Origin of the sequence: Janthinobacterium darwini (genome assembly GCF_051380905.1) — a bacterium.
In the GTDB taxonomy this organism is placed as follows: Bacteria; Pseudomonadota; Gammaproteobacteria; order Burkholderiales; family Burkholderiaceae_D; genus Janthinobacterium.
Genome location: NZ_JBNYXX010000001.1, coordinates 1,473,075 through 1,487,081 on the forward strand (window position 1 = coordinate 1,473,075; position 14,007 = coordinate 1,487,081).

Annotated in this window: 11 protein-coding genes; 7 read left to right on the forward strand and 4 right to left on the reverse strand. The window is 62.1% G+C overall.

What is annotated here, in order from left to right; all coding sequences use genetic code 11:
• Position 1 precedes the first annotated feature (1 nt).
• Entirely contained in the window at positions 2 to 1,312 is a 1,311-nt protein-coding gene (locus tag ACQ4WZ_RS06705; RefSeq protein WP_436572885.1) for an O-acetylhomoserine aminocarboxypropyltransferase, read from the reverse strand.
• A 282-nt stretch (positions 1,313 to 1,594) separates the two neighbouring features.
• On the opposite strand from ACQ4WZ_RS06705, the gene ACQ4WZ_RS06710 reads away from it, so the two are divergent.
• A complete protein-coding gene (locus ACQ4WZ_RS06710; protein ID WP_133990868.1) occupies positions 1,595 to 2,218 on the forward strand; it encodes a 2OG-Fe(II) oxygenase in 624 nt (207 codons plus the stop codon).
• A gap of 128 nt (positions 2,219 to 2,346) precedes the next feature.
• Complete coding sequence (locus ACQ4WZ_RS06715; RefSeq protein ID WP_010398828.1) at positions 2,347 to 2,793, forward strand: CBS domain-containing protein; 447 nt, start codon at positions 2,347 to 2,349, stop codon at positions 2,791 to 2,793.
• Between the two features lie 69 nt (positions 2,794 to 2,862).
• Here ACQ4WZ_RS06715 and ACQ4WZ_RS06720 read toward each other — a convergent pair whose 3' ends face one another.
• The gene (locus tag ACQ4WZ_RS06720; RefSeq protein WP_133990870.1) at positions 2,863 to 5,121 is read right to left on the reverse strand and encodes a putative bifunctional diguanylate cyclase/phosphodiesterase; all 2,259 of its coding nucleotides are present in this window, start codon (positions 5,119 to 5,121) and stop codon (positions 2,863 to 2,865) included.
• A 424-nt stretch (positions 5,122 to 5,545) separates the two neighbouring features.
• Here ACQ4WZ_RS06720 and aroC point away from each other — a divergent pair, with 424 nt between their 5' ends.
• Positions 5,546 to 6,640, forward strand: a complete 1,095-nt coding sequence (gene aroC, locus ACQ4WZ_RS06725) for a chorismate synthase (RefSeq protein ID WP_101481631.1) — start codon at positions 5,546 to 5,548, stop codon at positions 6,638 to 6,640.
• A gap of 119 nt (positions 6,641 to 6,759) precedes the next feature.
• Here aroC and ACQ4WZ_RS06730 read toward each other — a convergent pair whose 3' ends face one another.
• Both ACQ4WZ_RS06730 and ACQ4WZ_RS06735 read right to left on the reverse strand, forming a co-directional pair.
• Positions 6,760 to 8,256, reverse strand: coding sequence for an HDOD domain-containing protein (locus ACQ4WZ_RS06730; protein WP_101481630.1), 1,497 nt, complete (start codon positions 8,254 to 8,256; stop codon positions 6,760 to 6,762).
• A complete protein-coding gene (locus ACQ4WZ_RS06735) occupies positions 8,253 to 9,992 on the reverse strand; it encodes a putative bifunctional diguanylate cyclase/phosphodiesterase (RefSeq protein ID WP_436572886.1) in 1,740 nt (579 codons plus the stop codon). Before ACQ4WZ_RS06735 ends, ACQ4WZ_RS06730 begins: the two co-directional genes overlap by 4 nt.
• Positions 9,993 to 10,387: 395 nt before the next feature.
• Here ACQ4WZ_RS06735 and ACQ4WZ_RS06740 point away from each other — a divergent pair, with 395 nt between their 5' ends.
• The 4 genes from ACQ4WZ_RS06740 (at position 10,388) to ACQ4WZ_RS06755 (ending at position 13,753) form a co-directional block, all read left to right on the forward strand.
• Entirely contained in the window at positions 10,388 to 12,070 is a 1,683-nt protein-coding gene (locus ACQ4WZ_RS06740; RefSeq protein ID WP_436572887.1) for an isovaleryl-CoA dehydrogenase, read from the forward strand.
• Positions 12,071 to 12,215: 145 nt separating this feature from the next.
• Positions 12,216 to 12,866 carry a uracil phosphoribosyltransferase gene (gene upp / locus ACQ4WZ_RS06745; RefSeq protein ID WP_010398816.1) on the forward strand — a complete coding sequence of 217 codons (651 nt, stop codon included), beginning with the start codon at positions 12,216 to 12,218 and terminating at the stop codon, positions 12,864 to 12,866.
• Positions 12,867 to 12,888: 22 nt separating this feature from the next.
• Complete coding sequence (locus ACQ4WZ_RS06750; RefSeq protein ID WP_436572888.1) at positions 12,889 to 13,251, forward strand: Hpt domain-containing protein; 363 nt, start codon at positions 12,889 to 12,891, stop codon at positions 13,249 to 13,251.
• A gap of 298 nt (positions 13,252 to 13,549) precedes the next feature.
• Positions 13,550 to 13,753: a cold-shock protein gene (locus ACQ4WZ_RS06755; RefSeq protein ID WP_010398811.1), complete on the forward strand. Its 204-nt coding sequence runs from the start codon at positions 13,550 to 13,552 to the stop codon at positions 13,751 to 13,753.
• The last annotated feature ends 254 nt before the right edge of the window (positions 13,754 to 14,007 follow it).

The window sequence follows — 14,007 nt, forward strand, 5'->3', positions numbered from 1 at the left end:
CTCAGGCGCCTTTCTGCGACAGTTTCAGGCCACGGGCCAGGTCTTCAATTAAATCGTCTGCGTCTTCCAGGCCCACCGACAGACGCATGGTGCCCTGCGTGATGCCCGCCTGCGCCAGTTGATCGTCGGGCACGCGGAAATGCGTGGTGGAGGCGGGGTGGATGACGAGCGACTTGGCGTCGCCCACATTGGCCAGGTGCGAGAATATCTTGAGGCTATCGACAAAGCGCTGGCCGGCCGCGCGGTCGCCGCGCAGGCGGAACGTGAAGACGCCGCCCGCGCCTTTCGGCAGCAGGGTTTTCGCCAGTGCGTAGTCGGGGTGGGACGGCAGTTCGGGGTAGGACACGGCATCCACGGCCGGATTGGCCAGCAGGAAGTCGATCACCTTGCGTGTATTGGCCACGTGGCGGTCCATGCGCAGGCCCAGGGTTTCGATGCCCTGCAGGATGGCGAAGGCATTGTGCGGGCTCATGGCGGCGCCGAAATCGCGCAAGCCTTCGCGCCGCGCGCGCAGGGCGAACGGCGCCACCGTCGATTCCTCGGCGAAGACCATGCCGTGAAAGCCGTCGTACGGTTCGCACAGTTCGGCAAAACGGCCCGTCTTGTCGTACGCGGCTTGCCAGTCGAAGGTACCACCATCGACCAGCAAGCCGCCGATGGCCGTGCCGTGCCCGCACAGGAACTTGGTGGCCGAGTGGAACACCAGGTCGGCGCCATGCTCGAAGGGGCGCAGCAAATACGGCGTGGTAAACGTTGAATCGAGCATCAGCGGTAGCTGGTGTTCGTGCGCCAGGGCGGCAATCGTCGGGATATCGAGCACGTCGAGGCCGGGATTGCCCAGGGTTTCGGCAAACAGCACTTTCGTATTTGGGCGTATCGCACTGCGCCAGGCATCCACGTCGCGCGGGTCGACAAAGGTCGTCTCGATGCCGAAGCGTTTTAATGTGTAGGCCAGCAGGTTGTGCGAGCCGCCGTACAGGGCGCGCGAGGCAACGATGTGCGAGCCGGCGCCGGCGATGGTGCATAAACCCAGGTGCATGGCGGCCTGGCCGCTGGCCGTCGCGATGCCGGCCACGCCACCTTCCAGTGCGGCGATGCGCTCTTCCAGCACGGCGTTGGTGGGATTCGACATGCGCGAGTACACGTGGCCGGCCCGTTCCATGTTGAACAGCGAGGCCGCATGTTCCGAACTCTTGAAGGCAAACGAGGAGGTGAAATGGATGGGCGTGGCGCGCGCGCCCGTGGCCGGGTCGGGCGCCGCGCCCGCATGCAGGGATAAAGTGTCGAAACCGGGGTATTTCGGGCCGCTCATGGTGTCTCCGCCAAGTTTTATAGTGGCAAGATCGTAACCTGATTTGCAGCCGAGTAAAAGGGCTGGCGTGCAGGGCGCATGGCGCCGTCCTGGCGGGCCGTGCGTGTAACTTGAAGTCGAAAAAATGTGACCGGCACTGCGTGGCGGTGGTAGGATGCCGTGTCAGCGATATTCGGGCTGTTCGACCTTTGCGCGTGCGCCGCACCGCGGGGAAACAGCTGCAAGCGAACGAAATCCTGGGCTTCAGGCGCACTCTCATGTATGTCCACCAGGAAAGATTTTATGCCCGCAATATCGTTCGACGGCGACCTAGCCGTGCCCGGACCGTCTATCGTCGACGGCCTGTGCCGCGCAGGCTGGCACATGCAAGAGCATTTTATCTCCCCTGAGCTCAGCCACCAGTTGGCCGCCGAATGCGTGCAGGCCATGCTCAGCGGCAAGATGAAAGGCGCCGGCGTGGGCGGTGGTCATGCACCGCTGCTGCAGCCGGACATCCGCGGCGACCATATCGCATGGCTGGAAGCGGGCCGTTCAGAGGTATGTGACCGCTATCTGGAACACATGGAAGCCTTGCGCCAGGTACTCAACCGTGAGCTGTTCCTGGGGCTGGACGAGTACGAAAGCCATTTCGCGCTGTATGCGCCGGGCGCCTTTTACCGCGCCCATCTGGACCGTTTCCGCGACGACGACAAGCGCACCGTGTCCGTCGTGCTGTACCTGAACGACGACTGGCTGCCCGAACACGGCGGCGCGCTGCGTTTGCACCCGCAGGACGGCGACCACGTGGATATCGCGCCGGTAGCTGGCCGCATGGCCATGTTCCTGTCGGGCGAGATGCTGCACGAGGTGCTGCCGACGGCGCATGAACGCCTTTCGATCGCAGGCTGGTTCCGCCGCCGCGCGTGATGAAAAGTTGCGCGCAATCCTCTTCGATTTGATTGCGCGCAAGGCTGGATTTTTCCGCAGGCATAGGCTACAGTCGCAGTAAGGGCTAGAATAACTAAAATACCAATCACGCGGACAGGACGGCCAATATGAAAGTATCTGAAATTCTCCAAGTCAAGGGCAACATCCTCTACACGGTCACGCCTGACCAGCCCCTGCTTGACGCGGCCAATACCATGGCTGAAAAAGACATCGGTTCGCTGGTGGTCATGGAATTTGGCGACCTGGTCGGTATGCTGACCTTCCGCGAAGTATTGAATGCCTTGCATGAAAACGCGGGCCAGATCGGTGGCGGCACCGTGCGCAAGCACATGGACGACCACCCGATCACCGTCACCCCGGATACGGAAGTGAACGAAGTGCGCCGCATCATGCTGGAAAAGCATGCGCGCTACCTGCCCGTCATGAACGCCAAGACCTTGCTGGGCGTTATCTCTTTTTACGACGTGGCGCGCGCCGTGCTCGAAGCGCAAAGCTTTGAAAACCAGATGCTCAAGGCGTATATCCGCGACTGGCCGGCCGAAACTACCGACTAAGCTTCACTCATGCAATAAAAGGCAACGCCGGCAACTGCCGGCGTTTTGCATTGCAGGGGCGAGTGGCGCCTATGCCGCGCCCTGCAGCGCCTCGTTGTTCAGCCAGGTGCCCAGCGCCGTGGCCGTCATGGGGCGGGCGAACAGGAAACCTTGCGCCATGGGACAGCCCAGCGCCTGCAAAATTTGTGCTTGCCGCTCGTCTTCCACGCCTTCGGCGATCACGGCCAGGCCCAGGTTGCGGCCTAGCTGGATGACCATTTCGGCGATGCTGCTGCCGCGCGCGGAACCCGTGATTTCCGTCACGAACGCGCGGTCGATTTTCAGGCGGTCGACTTGCAGCCGCTGCAGGTACGATAGTGAGGAAAAGCCCGTGCCGAAGTCATCGATGGCGATGCTGACGCCCGTCTGCTTGATCTGCCACAACATCTTGATCAGCATGTCCGGCTCTTCCATGGCCATCGATTCCGTGATTTCCAGCTCGATGAACTCGGGCGGTGCCTGTGTCTCTTCCAGCGCCGCGCGCAGCATTTCCAGGAACAGGGGGTGGCGGAACTGCACTTGCGACACGTTGACGGACATGACGAAGTTGCGGTGGCCCTGCTCCCGCAGCAGCACCAGTTCGCGGCAAGCCGTGCGCAGCACCCATTCGCCCAGGTCGATGATGATGCCCGAATACTCGGCGATGGGGATGAAACGGTCAGGCGAGATGAATTTGCCATCCGGCGTCTGCCAGCGCAGCAGCGCTTCGGCGCCTACCGGGCGGCGCGTGGTCAGGTCGATCTGCGGCTGGTAGACGACAAACAGCTGGTCCTGGCTGAAGGCCGTGCGCAGCGCGTGCATCATGCGCACCCGTTCGCGGATTTCGATGCCCATGCTGCGCGAGAAATAGAAGTGCCCGGCGCGCTGCTGGCTTTTTGCCCGTTTCAAGGCGATATCGGCATCCTTCAGCGCATCGGCGCCCGTGCCCGCATGTTCGCCCAGCCGTACCAGGCCCAGGGTGGCCGACAGCTGCACATCCTGGCCATCGATGCTGAACGGTGCCTGGAACAGGGCCAGGATATTGGCCGGATTGACTTGCGAGGAGTCGCCCAGCACGCAAAAGATGTCGCCGCCCAGGCGCGCCACGGTCAGCTGGGCCCCCAGCTGGGTTTGCAGGCGGCCCGCCACGGCGATCAGCAGGGTGTCGCCGAACTGGTGTCCCAGCGCGTCGTTGGTCTCGGCAAAGTGGTCGAGATCGACCAGCGCCAGTGTGGCATCGTCGCGCGCCGGACCGGCCAGGGCAGCGTCGAGGATTTCCACCAGGCGCGTGCGGTTGGGCAGCTTCGATAACTGGTCGTAGAAGGCGGCATTGTGCAGGTGCGATACCAGTTCGACATTGTCCAGGCCCACGGCGACGTTGCTGCAGAACACTTCCAGCAGGCTTTCATCGATGGCCGAGAGGGGGCGCGGCAGCACCAGGTAGGCGGCCGCGTCGCGGCTGGCCTTGCCCGCGAAGTACAGGGTGGCGTAGTCGTGCGTGTAGACATTGCGCCGCTGCGCCAGCGTGTGTTCGATGGCCGCCATCACGCGGGGGTTTTGCAGGCCGCACAGCGCGCTGTGCGGCAAGCCGGAAAAGCTGCCCGTGCAGGCCGAGACGAGCAGCTCCCTTGCGCCGCTGTCCTGCAAGTCTTGCACGCACAACACGCCGTCGGCGCGGATGTCCAGCAGGTCGGCGATCTGCGCCAGCACGCCGGCCGAGAAATTTTGCACGCCGTGCAGCGCCATCAGCTGCGTGCTGGCGTGGACGATCTGGCCCAGGCCGCGCCGGCTGTTGCTGATCGAACGTATCTGCTCGTACGAGCGGATGGCCGCCGTCACCGTGGTAAACAGCTTGATGCGTGTCAATTCGGACTTGGTCTTGTAATCGTTGATGTCGAAATCACGGATGGCGTCGATTTCCGGCGCGTAGCCGGGCTGGCCCGTGCGCAGGATGATGCGCACATCCGTCATCTTCAGGGTTTCGCGAATGTAGCGTACCAGGTGCAGGCCCGCGTCATCCTGTTCCATCACCACGTCGAGCAGGATGACAGCGATGTCGTCTTCATGCTTGAGCCGTTCGCGCGCCTGGCCGGCTGAATACGCATGCACGAATTCCAGCGGGCGGTGCTGCATTTCCAGGTTGCCCAGGGCGAAAGTGGTGGTGGAGTGGACGTCTTCATCGTCGTCGATGATCATCACCCGCCAGACGCTGCGCGGTGCGACGGCCAGCGGCGCTGGTTGCTCATCGAGGAATACCAGGTCGTCGTGATCGTCCTTGTTGGCGTCAAGGGGGATGATCGGTGCGGGCATGTATAGCTTCTCCAAGATGACTCGATATTTTTTACGAGCACGTCAAAGAAGCCCATGGTGTTGTTGCGCTGCCTCGCCGTACTCGCGTACTGTCTTCGGCAACGACGCCTAGCCCCGGGCATGTTGTGACGTGCTCTCGGCGCAGCCCAAATCCGGCTTGGCATCGGACATGGTCGGCGCGCTATCGTTCAAGTATATAGCTATTTAACAAGCAAAATGTTTTTTTAAATCTATTCCGTCGAGCAATATTTCTTGTATTGCATGATTGCAACTCATACTTGGTGTTTTTTAGTTGAAAAAAACACACGGGATATAAAAATGGCGATGTGGGCTGGGGAATATCGGGCCTTGCTGCGGCATTAGCGGCATGGCATGCCCCGCAGGCTGGTAGAATTGAGTTTTCCAGTCTTTCACACTTCCTACTATGTCCGGCAATTCTTTTGGCAAACTGTTTACTGTTACCACTTTCGGCGAATCGCATGGCCCGGCCATCGGTTGCGTGATCGATGGCTGTCCGCCGGGCTTGGTCCTGTCGGAAGCCGATATCCAGCCCGAGCTGGATCGCCGCAAGCCGGGCACGTCGCGCCACGTGACGCAGCGCCAGGAATCGGATACGGTGGAGATTCTCTCGGGCGTGTACCAGGGCGTGACGACGGGTACGCCCATCGCGCTGCTGATCCGCAATGAAGACCAGCGCAGCAAGGATTACGGCAATATCGCGGAAAGCTTTCGCCCCGGCCACGCCGATTACACCTACTGGCATAAATACGGCGTGCGTGACCCGCGCGGCGGCGGGCGCTCCTCGGCGCGCCTGACGGCGCCCGTCGTGGGCGCGGCTGCCATCGCCAAAAAATGGCTGCTGCAGCAGTACGGCACCACCTTCAAGGGCTGCATGAGCCAGTTGGGCGATATTGCCGTGCCGTTCCAGTCCTGGGAACACGTGCATGCGAATCCGTTCTTTGCTGCCAGCGGCGACGCGGACCTGATCGCGCGCATGGAGGAGGCCATGGATCAATTGCGCCGCGACGGCGATTCCATCGGTGCGCGCATCGACGTGATCGCGCAAAACGTGCCGGTCGGCCTGGGCCAGCCCATCTACGACAAGCTTGACGCGGACATCGCCTACGCCATGATGGGCATCAATGCCGTCAAGGGCGTGGAAATCGGCGCCGGTTTCGATTCGGTGGCGCAAAAGGGTTCCGAGCATGGCGACGAACTGACGCCGGAAGGCTTTATCGGCAATAACGCCGGTGGCGTACTCGGTGGTATCTCGACGGGACAGGATGTCAAAGTGTCGATTGCCATCAAGCCAACGTCGTCGATTCGCACGCCGCGCCGCTCGATCGATAAAGAGGGCAATCCCGTGATGGTGGAAACCTTCGGCCGCCACGACCCCTGCGTGGGGATCCGTGCCACGCCGATCGCCGAAGCCATGCTGGCGCTGGTGCTGATCGACCATGCCCTGATGCACCGCGCGCAATGCGGCGATGTGTCGGTGAATACGCCGAAGTTGAAGTAAGTTGAATGTTGTCGGATGACGGGCCTGCGGCCCTAATCCGACCTACGACCCACGCTATGTGCAGGTCGGATTAGCGGGGCATCTCCCCGCGTAATCCGACAACATCGTTGGCGTTTCTGTCACGCTACCTTATTTGCTACCAATTCGAGTTGATGGCGCATCTCCACCGACTGCACCAGTAACGCCCTGATATCGTTGATCAGGTTGAATTCAGTCTGGTTCAGCTGGATCGGCGGGAAGCTGTCGTCCCAGTCGCCGTACAGGAACCCCGTGGGGTGGCCGTTGGCCGACAGGGGCAGCACGACGAAGCTGCGCGCCTCCGACAGCGTGGCTTTCCACCATTGCGGCAGCTTGGCGGCAAATTTCGGGTCGCGCGCATTGTCGATGAAGATCACGCGGTCGCTATTGAGGGCCGCGTGGAACACGTTCGGTTCATACGTGTCGCCAAACACCATCAAGTCCTGCAGGTCGGCCATGCCTTCGCCCATGCTGATGCGCGCCGAGTACAAATGATCCCGGTGGTTGCGCACGAAAGCCACCGAGCGCGAGAAATCAAAGCCCTGGTGCAGCGTTTCGAGCGCCATCGAGACCATCTGGCCCGGGTTGGCGCTGCCGATGGCGCCGCGCAGGTCTGCCAGGCCGCTGATCAGGACGCGATTGCCTTCGGCGCGCATGCGCGTCGAGGCCAGCTGGCGCGCGCGCCGTTCGGCCGGTTTCGACAGGGGCGCGATCGACAGGTCGGCCGCCGCCATCGCCTTGGCCTTGTCCACGGCCACCACCAGGTCCGTCGCCGTGATGCCCAGGGTGCCCGCATAGTCGTCGATCAGCGCATGCACCTGCGCCGCGCCGGCCGCATCGTCATGCCACAGCGAGTCGGCGCAGCGCGCCGCCATGGTCGACAATCCTGCCATCCAGTCGGCGCCGCTGACGGGCGCGTTGTCGGGCGACGGGTCCATCGGACGCATGCCGTTGATCAGGTGCTGCGGCAAGCCCCAGTGGGCGGCCGTGGCATAGCCCACTTCCGGCAGCGACAGGCCAAGGATTTCGCGCGCAGCGGCCGCTTCATTGCCGGGACCCGCATGCGCCTGCATGCGCGCCCAGAAGTCCGTCATGTAGAACGTCACCATCATGCGCCCCAGGGTGTGCAGCATCGAACAGACGACGGCTTGCTCCGCCTGCAAGCTGCCGGCGCTGGTGGCTACCTGCTGCGCCACCATCCCGGCCAGCACGGCCTTTTCCATTTCCACGTGGGCGCTGACGGAGTCGGGCGACGCCTGTGACAGCTCCTCGATCAGTTTCAGGCCCAGCGCCAGATGGCCGATGGCGTCGATGCCCAGCACCAGCACGGCCTTCGAGACGGTGTTGACCCGCTGGCCGAAGGCCGAGTACATGCCGCTGTTGGCCAGCCTGAGCACCTTGTGCGTGAGGACAGGATCCGACAGCACCGTTTGCGTGATATCGAATTCGTGGTCATCCTCGCCGCGCATGGCCCCCAGAATGGCGCTGATGGCCTTGGCGAAGCCTGGCATGTCGCCCTGCTGGCGCGTGCGTGCCCACAGCAGGTCCAGGGTGTTTTTGCCGAGCTGTGTCGGCACTGTGAAATGACCTGGATTCATTGCACCCCTCCGCGCTGTTCATTGGCAGACGGCGTGGGCACCAGCGCCGCATAGGTTTTTTCGCTCAAGGCCGATAGCGCGGCATGGGCCGGCATCGGCTTGCCCGTCAAGTAGCCTTGCACATACTGGCAGCCGCGCGACTCCATGAAGTGCATCTGCTCCTCCGTTTCCACGCCTTCAGCCACCACGGACAAATTCAAATGCTTGGCCAGGTCGAGAATGGTGTTGCAGATGGCCGCATCCTTGCTCGATTCGGGCAAGTCCTTGATGAAGGTACGGTCGATCTTCAGTACGGAAATGGGGAAGCGTTTCAAGTACGCGAGAGAGGAATAGCCGGTGCCGAAATCGTCGATGGCGATGCGCGCGCGGCGCTCCGTCATCTTGACGAGGATAGTTTCCGCATGCACTGGGTCGATCATCAGGGTGCCTTCCGTAATTTCCAGCACCAGATGTTCGCCGGAGAGTCCTGAAAACGCGATGGCGTCATCGAGCACGTCGAGGAATTTGTCGTTGCGGAACTGGCGCGGGCTGATATTGACGGAGATGTACAGCGGCCGCTTGGCCACTTCCTGGAACTGCTTGAGCTGCACGCAGGCAGCCTTTAGCGCCCAGGCGCCCAGCAGGTTGATCAGGCCATTGGCTTCGGCGATCGGGATGAAGCGCACGGGCGGCACCAGGCCCAAGGTCGGGTGTTTCCAGCGCATCAGGGTTTCGAAACCCTGGATTTGCCGCGTGTGCGCATCGACGATGGGCTGGTAAAAGAGCAGAAATTCTCCTTCGCGCACGGCGTGGAACATGGCCGCTTCCAGCGAAATATCATGTTCCGACGGGCCATTCAGGCGCGGGCTGTAGACCAGGCAGCGGGCCTTGCCCGTTTCCTTGGCGCGCGACATGGCTGCATCGGCCAGCGCCACCAGGCGCACTTCATCTTCCGCATGCTGCGGATAGATCGATACACCGACGGACGCTCCCACGTAAATCGTATGGCCGTCGACTTCGAAAGGCGCCTGCAGGGTGGCCAGCAGGCGGCCCGTCACCAGCTTGATTTGCGCATCGGTAGCGCTGCCGGGCAGCACGGCGACAAATTCATCGCCGCCAACGCGCGCCAGGGTATCGCTGTCACGCAAGGTCTTGCGCAGGCGCGCGGCGGCCAGGCGCAGCACGGCGTCGCCGACGGGGTGGCCCAGGCCATCGTTGACCTTTTTAAAACCATCGAGACCGATGGTGGCGACCGAAAACCCCTGGCCCGAACGCGCCGCCTGGGCGATGACCATGCGGATACGGTCCGACAGCAACAGGCGGTTCGGCAGACCGGTGAGCGCGTCGTGCGTGGCCATGTGGCGCAAGCGTTCTTCCGTGTTGTGCTGGGCCGACGTGTCGCGCCCGACCACCAGCAATTCGGCGATGCCGTCCGCGTTCATATAAGAAGACAGGCGCAGCTCGAACCAGATTTCCTGGTCCGGCGTTTGCAGGCGCACTTCCAGGCGTCCCGGTTCTTCCAGGGAATCTTCCAGCGCGGCCTGCAGCGCCGCGCGCGACGCTTCGGCCGCCAGCGGCAGCAGCAAATGGCCGGTCAGGCCCGATGGTGCGCCGAACAGGGTGGCTGCGCGCTTGCTGGCGAACAGGATCAGGCCGTCCGTATCGAGCCGGAACACGACGTCGCCGGCCTCTTCCATGAGGTTGTCCAACTCGTGGCGTGCCTCGCGGTGGGCGGCGGATGGGGTACTGGAAAACATCGTGCTGGCTTTTACCTTTTTATTATCAGTGCCGGCGCTCGCTGCAGGGCAGGGCGCCAACGGAAACAGTGCATCGTGCGCTACGCGCGCCACAGCGGGCCGGCGGGCAAATATCTGAACGCGATCTACACGAAATGTATCATTGAAAAGCATTCGATTACATGAAATAGAGCAACATTACTTCAGGTTTTGTAAATATTCCTGTCTTCCATGAAAAAAATCATCCCGCGCCACACGCGCAGGCATTTCGTTCCCTGTGGAAACTTTCTGCCGCACCTGTCTCCTGTAGCGCGCTTGCCCTGACATGCGCTTTAGGCTAGTCTGGCTGGCAGACGGTGTTGACGGTGCGCCAGCGACGGCAAGGGCGCCATGATAACAAAACGCGGGAGACCCCCATGAATGCCTTTGACACGCATGAAGTTTTCAACCAGGCCACGCCGTTTGAAAACGTCAATCTGTTCGCCAGCGATCCCGCGCTGATCGAAGCGCTGCTGCGCGAGGGCGGCGGCGCCGCGCTGCAGGAGCTCGACGCGCTGGGCGAAAAGCTGGGCCATGCCGAGACCTACGCGCTGGCGCGCTTGGCCAATATCCATACGCCCGAGCTGCAGCAGTTCGATCGGGCCGGGCGCCGCATCGACGAAGTGCTGTTCCATCCGGCCTGGCATGAGCTGATGGCTATCCTCGTGGGCGCCGGCGCGCACGCTGCGCCCTGGGCGTCGCCAGGCCCCGGTGCCCAGGTGGCGCGCGCGGCCGCCTATCTATTAGTAGGGCAGGTGGAAAACGGCACGCAGTGTCCCGTGACGATGACGTATGCCTCGGTGCCGGCCTTGCGCCAGGCCCTTGATCTGCCGCAAATCGCGCAGCGCTGGCTGCCGAAAATCCTCTCGCGCGAATACGATCCCCGCTCCCTGCCTGTGGAGCAGAAGCGCGGCGCCCTGGTCGGCATGGGCATGACGGAAAAGCAGGGCGGCTCGGATGTGCGCAGCAATACCACGCGCGCCGTGCCCGTGCCGCCGGACGAGGCGCGGGCCCTGTTCGGCGACGAGGCTGGCGGTGCCTGGCGCATCGTCGGCCACAAATGGTTTTTCTCGGCGCCGCAGTGCGATGCCCATCTGATCCTGGCGCAGGCGGAAGAGGGGGGATTGTCCTGTTTCTTTTTGCCCCGCTACCTGCCCGACGGCAGCCGCAACGCCATCCGCGTGCAGCGGCTGAAGGATAAGCTGGGCAACCGTTCGAATGCCTCGTCGGAAGTGGAATTTGTCAATGCTTACGGCTGGCTGGTGGGCCAGCCGGGGAGGGGCATTCCCACCATCCTGGAAATGGCCAGCCACACGCGCCTCGATTGCGTGCTGGGCAGCACCGGCATCATGCGCGCCGCCCTGACGCAGGCGCTGCATCATGCGCGCCAGCGGGCCGTGTTCGGCAAGCCGCTGGTCGAGCAGCCCCTGATGCAGAACGTGCTGGCCGACCTGGCGCTTGAATCCGAGGCCGCCACGGCCTTTGCCCTGCGCCTGGCCCGTTGTTTCGATGAAAAGGACGATCCGCAGCAAGCCATGCTGGCCCGCGTGCTGACACCGGCCGGCAAGTACTGGATTTGCAAGCGCGGTCCCGGCTTCGGCGCGGAAGCCATGGAGGTGCTGGGCGGCACTGGCTATGTGGAAGATGCGCCGCTGGCGCGCCTATATCGCGAGCTGCCCGTCAACTCGATCTGGGAGGGTTCGGGCAACGTCATGTGTCTCGACGTCTTGCGCGCTTTCGGCAAGTCGCCGGCCGCGCGCGACGCCCTGGCGGCCGAGCTGGCGCTGGCCGGCGATACCGACGCCGCCTTTGCTGAGTACCGGACGCGCCTGATGGCCGAACTGGACGGGCCGCAGGCCGATGAATTTGGCGCCAGGCAATTATCTGAGCGCATCGTGCTGGCCGTGCAGGCGGGATTGCTGCTGCGCCATGCGCCGCCCTTCGTTGCGCAGGCATTCCTGCAGTCGCGGCTGGTGCAAGCGCCGGGTGGCGCGTATGGGCGCTTGCCGGCGGGCACCGATTGCGCGGCTATCCTGAGGCGCGCTCTGCGCGAGTATTGACCCCGATAAATCCGATTATTTCGAAAATTCCAGCCACAGGCGGGCTGTGGGCTGGGATAATGCGGCAATCCATCATTTTATCGACACACAACGCGCCTGCGGCCATGCTTGCCGCCGCGCCAGATAGCAGAGAAAGAAAAACAAGATGAAACAAGATCCACGCTTCCCGAATTTGTTCATTACCGATCATCCATTGATCCAGCACAAACTGAGCCACATGCGCGAGCACGACACGTCGACGCGTACCTTCCGCGAATTGCTCAAGGAAATCACCTTGCTGATGGGCTATGAAATCACGCGCGACCTGCCGTTGACCACGCGCGAAATCAAGACGCCGCTGGTGACCATAGACGCGCCTGTTATTGCAGGCAAGAAACTGGCGATTGTGCCCATCCTGCGCGCCGGCATCGGCATGAGCGATGGCTTGCTGAACCTGGTGCCATCGGCTCGCGTGGGTCACATCGGCGTGTACCGCGACCCGGCCACGCATATGCCGGTGGAATACCTGGTGCGCCTGCCGGACCTGAACGAGCGCACCTTCATCCTGTGCGACCCGATGGTGGCGACCGGCAATTCGGCCGTGTACGCCGTTGACGTGCTGAAGAAGCGGGGCGTGACGGACGAGCAGATCATCTTCCTGGCGCTGGTGGCCGCACCGGAAGGCGTGACCGTGTTCCAGAACGCGCATCCGAACGTCAAGATGTTCTGCGCCTCGCTTGATTCGCACCTGGATGATCACGCCTACATCGTGCCGGGCCTGGGCGATGCCGGCGACCGCATCTTCGGCACCAAGTAAGCGCATTCAGGCGAGTATTGCGATGGCAACCTTGATCGACCCGGATTATCGCGCGCGTTTGCGCGCCCTGAACGAGAAGTATGCGGCCGGCGTGCCAGCCCTGATGCAAGCGATCACGCAGGCCAGCGGCCGCTGCGATAGCGAAGGCCCTCGCCTGGAACCGTTGACGGAACTGCACCGTGCGCTGCATGCGGTTGCCGGCTCGGCCGCCACCTTCGGTTTCGCTGCGCTGGGCCAGGAATGCCGGCGCATCGAACAGCAGGTGCGCGCCATGCTCAATGCGCCGGCGCAGGCGGTGGCGGAATGGCCCGCCGTGCGGGGGCAAGTGGAGGCCTTGTTGCACTGGGCCGCACGCGACGCAGGCGCCACCCATTTCAGCGTGTGAATAAGTTCAGCTAGGCATTGTGGTTACTATGATTCATTTGATGCAACGCAAAGCATCGGCGTCGCAGATTAGGATATAGTGTCTCCAAGCCGCTGGTACGGGGCGCCGCAAGACTGGGATTTGGCTATCAAAGTAGTGTTCGCAAGTTTATTTTGCGAAAGAATGGTTTTTCTCGGTTTTGTTGGTATAATTGGACATCGTTGGATTCGAGGTAGTAGTGCAGTTAGTCTGTCATTTCTTTCTTGCTTCAAACGATATAACGGGCGCAAGCCCAACTTAACTGAAATAGGAAATTGTAATGGCAACTGGCATCGTAAAATGGTTCAATGATTCGAAGGGTTTCGGCTTTATTACCCCTGACGAAGGCGGCGAAGATCTGTTCGCTCACTTCTCGGCTATCCAGTCGAACGGCTTCAAGTCCCTGCAAGAGAACCAACGCGTTTCTTTTGAAGTGACCGCTGGCCCTAAAGGCAAGCAAGCTTCGAACATTCAGCCAATCTAATACGCTGGATCAAACGAAATAAAGAAATCCTCGGTCTCCGAGGATTTTTTTTCGCCTAAATTTCCGTGAAGCATGGGTTTTGCGTGTGTTTTATGGGTTCCGCAGCTCTTTTTTGCGTACTTTTCGTCAGGGGCCAGGCTGCTCCGCTGCGATTTGCTCCATTGACGTCACGACCCGGACAACACCATTGCAAGCGGAAGGCAAAGGTGGCCGAGAAGCGCAACCGTCGTCAGTACGGGGCCGCCGAGGTGGTG

Coding starts and splice junctions, on each gene's coding strand:
- ACQ4WZ_RS06715 (WP_010398828.1), top strand. CDS start 2,347: ATGAAAGTATCTGAAATTCTCCAAGTCAAGGGCAACATCCTCTACACG.
- upp (WP_010398816.1), top strand. CDS start 12,216: ATGAAACAAGATCCACGCTTCCCGAATTTGTTCATTACCGATCATCCA.
- ACQ4WZ_RS06755 (WP_010398811.1), top strand. CDS start 13,550: ATGGCAACTGGCATCGTAAAATGGTTCAATGATTCGAAGGGTTTCGGC.
- ACQ4WZ_RS06730 (WP_101481630.1), bottom strand. CDS start 8,256: ATGAATCCAGGTCATTTCACAGTGCCGACACAGCTCGGCAAAAACACC.
- ACQ4WZ_RS06740 (WP_436572887.1), top strand. CDS start 10,388: ATGAATGCCTTTGACACGCATGAAGTTTTCAACCAGGCCACGCCGTTT.
- ACQ4WZ_RS06710 (WP_133990868.1), top strand. CDS start 1,595: ATGCCCGCAATATCGTTCGACGGCGACCTAGCCGTGCCCGGACCGTCT.
- ACQ4WZ_RS06750 (WP_436572888.1), top strand. CDS start 12,889: ATGGCAACCTTGATCGACCCGGATTATCGCGCGCGTTTGCGCGCCCTG.
- aroC (WP_101481631.1), top strand. CDS start 5,546: ATGTCCGGCAATTCTTTTGGCAAACTGTTTACTGTTACCACTTTCGGC.
- ACQ4WZ_RS06705 (WP_436572885.1), bottom strand. CDS start 1,312: ATGAGCGGCCCGAAATACCCCGGTTTCGACACTTTATCCCTGCATGCG.
- ACQ4WZ_RS06720 (WP_133990870.1), bottom strand. CDS start 5,121: ATGCCCGCACCGATCATCCCCCTTGACGCCAACAAGGACGATCACGAC.
- ACQ4WZ_RS06735 (WP_436572886.1), bottom strand. CDS start 9,992: ATGTTTTCCAGTACCCCATCCGCCGCCCACCGCGAGGCACGCCACGAG.